Here is a 2,934-nt window from a genome sequence, read left to right as displayed (position 1 = left end):
GAATGGATGTAATCTGCGGATCGATCGGTTCGAGAGGCAAGCGCGACATCATGATCGAGTTTAGCCGCTGGGCTCTCGATTGGCGATGAATCGATGCCTCAAATTCGGCCAGGATTTGGCCCGATCTGCGAAGACTTTCCGAAAATAGCGGATAGCCAGTTTGAGGAAGACAACATAGACGTCAATGTCGTCGGTCGCAGACAGCGGTGTGGCAGGGCCAGAGCGTCTTGAAGTTACCGACATCTTTGTCGTTCGGCCCTGGCTCCTCGGAGGCAGAGCAGGAGCTTCGTCAGGCCATGCCAGATCGTAATCCACCCCGGCTCGCCGTCGCCTTTTCGCATCAGAAAACCTCCGAGTCCCGCGAGGTGACGAAAGAAATCGCGGACAGTGAGAATCGGCTTGTTGCGAAGCGCACGGAGCATTTTAAGCCATGCCAGAGGGACGATTTTCTCCGCAGGTAGATCCGGCTCCAAGCGAGCGACCGATTTCAGTTGTAACAAGCGCACGGCCAATACGCTGAATATTCCGGTCACCGCTTCCAGGCTGGTGGCCTGCGTATACAGCCGCGATTCCAGCTGACAGCCGGTCTTCAGGCACTTGTGAAATTCTTCAACGGCCCAGCGCGTTTCGTAGTACTCGAGAATTCGCCAGGCATCTTCGAACGTGTCGACTTCTTCGGAAGTATGAATCACCCATTGCACTGCCGTGCAGCCGCGCGGTGGGTTCACTTCGCGAGCCTCGACCACCCACTCCGAAATTTTCAGATCGCCGAATTTGCGCAGGTACGGCGTCTTTCGGCGTGAATGAATCAGGGTGACGGGCGTGGCACGAACTTCCAGCTTAGCGGTGCGTGCGACCGCCCGCGGAGTCTCCCGAATCAACAGTTCATAGGTCCCCAGAACCGGCTGAGCCGCCAACCAATTTTGGAGCTTCATCTCCCGGCCGTCTGGCCTGTGAATGGTTCTCCGCAAATTCGAAGCCCGGATGACCCAACCGCTTTTCTGCTCTCGACAGTGGCAGAAGACTTCCAGGTTATCGGCGCCTCGATCACCGACATGCAAATAGGTAACCCCCGGCGCCGGGGGGCCGATCAGATCAATGACGCGTCCCCAGACCTCCGATTCGCGTGGACGTTGCGTGCGGCGATAGGAGTTTTCTGTGACCTGCCTCGGTTTGCGGTAGAACAACTCTTGTCCTGCCAGGCCCACGACTTGGCGCGTATCCGCTTGTACCATGAGCGACGAATGCAGCATGAATCCCCGGCCTTTGCCGTTGCCGGTGGGGCCGAGATTCGTACTCTGTACGTGGCGACGCATCCCAAAGTTCGTTTCCGTCGTGTCGCTGATCAGGAGGCAGACGCCCTGCGCTGAGCCGCGCGTGCGTCGCCAGTGGGGCTCGGCCAGAGACTGGAAGGTGACCGATTCTTGGCCGAAAAGCCGATAGGCGGCTTTCAAATCGGACCAGCCTTCGATTTGCCGCGGCGTCGTGGCATCCGGCGACAACGCGAATTGGGCGGCGGCGATCACCGCCCGACGAGTTCGACGGACATCGCCCAATTCACACTCACCAAACTGCGCTTCTGCCCATTGCGCGACATCCAAAATCAAAGACGACATGGGACACATCCTTGCCAAACGGAACTCCTCGCGACCGTGTCCCTGCAGTCATCGTAGTGGCCGCCCCCACTCCCTGGCGGTGCAGCCTGACACTCAGCAAATCCAGGGCCAGAATTTTGCGGCGCGCCGCAACCCTCTGGCGGCCTTACACAAAGTCATCCGAGCCGGAAAAGTCGACCACCTGGAATTTTGTAAAAATGGGGGTAACTTCAAGGTCAGAGCGGGAATCCTCTCGGGCCTCGAGCGCGTTGCGACCGTCTGAGGCAGATTCGAGACGGCTCACAGGCAAATCCAGCGATGGCCCTGACCGAATGGCCCTCAAGCGGTCGCTTTGCTCATCGTCCAACTCGTCGGGGCCATCGCTGGGTTTCGGGCTCCGATGGATCGGCCACCACTGCGAGGCGTCTTCGGGTGCAACGTGAGATTTCTGTTCGCGCTCTGACCCCGCCACACCCGCCTTCTTAAACGCGGCTGCTACGAGGCCACGGCTCGCAGCCGGCCCATCTTGTAGGCTTCGGCGACGGCCAGAGGCACCTGGGCCTCGGCGAGTACGACTTTCGCCCGATTTTCGGCCGTGAGCGCCTTCATTTCCTGCTCCTGAGCGACGGCCCGGGCCCGGCGTTCTTCGGCATGGGCGCGGGCGACGCGCACGTCGGCCTCGGCCTGGTCGGCCTGCAGCCGGGCGCCGATGTTGTCTCCCACGTCGATGTCGGCAATATCGATCGACACGATTTCGAAAGCGGTCTGCGAATCGAGACTCTTATCAAGCACGGCTTTGGCGATCAGCATGGGATTGGCCAGCACCAACTTGTGGCTGTCACAGGAACCGATCGCCGCGACGATCCCTTCGCCGACGCGGGCGATAATCGTTTCTTCGGTCGCTCCGCCGATCAACTGCGAAAGGTTCGTGCGGACAGTGACGCGGGCCCGCGCCTTGAGCTGAATGCCGTTTTTGGCGACACCGTCGAGAGTCGTGCGCCCGCCGCGGCGCGGGTCGGGGCAGTCGATGACTTTCGGATCGACGCTGGTTTGCACGGCTTCGAGCACATTTCGCCCGGCGAGGTCGATGGCCGTCGCCGTTTCCCAATCGAGGTCGATCTTGGCGCGGTGGGCCACGATCAGGGCCTGGACAACACGGCGGACATTTCCCTGGGCCAGGTAATGCGCCTCATAGGCCTGCGTCGAAATGCCCGGCAATCCCGCCTGCACGGCCATGATCTTCGACTCGACGATCACCCGCGCGTTGACTTTGCGGAACGACATGGCGATCAACGACAGCATGCTGACCCGCGCGCGGGTCACGTACGCCTGCAACCAG

At 60.6% G+C, this 2,934-nt stretch carries 2 protein-coding genes; both read right to left on the bottom strand.

Annotated elements, in window-relative coordinates; translation table 11 throughout:
* Nucleotides 1-233: 233 nt before the first annotated feature.
* Entirely contained in the window at nucleotides 234-1,616 is a 1,383-nt protein-coding gene (locus tag VGN12_07850; protein HEY4309349.1) for an IS4 family transposase, read from the bottom strand.
* A gap of 474 nt (nucleotides 1,617-2,090) precedes the next feature.
* On the bottom strand, nucleotides 2,091-2,934 hold an 844-nt coding region (gene floA, locus VGN12_07845), incomplete at its 5' end, for a flotillin-like protein FloA (GenBank protein ID HEY4309348.1).

This window comes from Pirellulales bacterium, from assembly GCA_036499395.1.
GTDB lineage: Bacteria > Planctomycetota > Planctomycetia > Pirellulales > JACPPG01 > JACPPG01.
This window is presented reverse-complemented; position numbering and strand designations above follow the sequence as displayed.

What these genes read in the sequence shown, in the direction of transcription:
- VGN12_07850 (HEY4309349.1), bottom strand. Translation starts at nt 1,616, where the DNA reads ATGTCGTCTTTGATTTTGGATGTCGCGCAATGGGCAGAAGCGCAGTTT.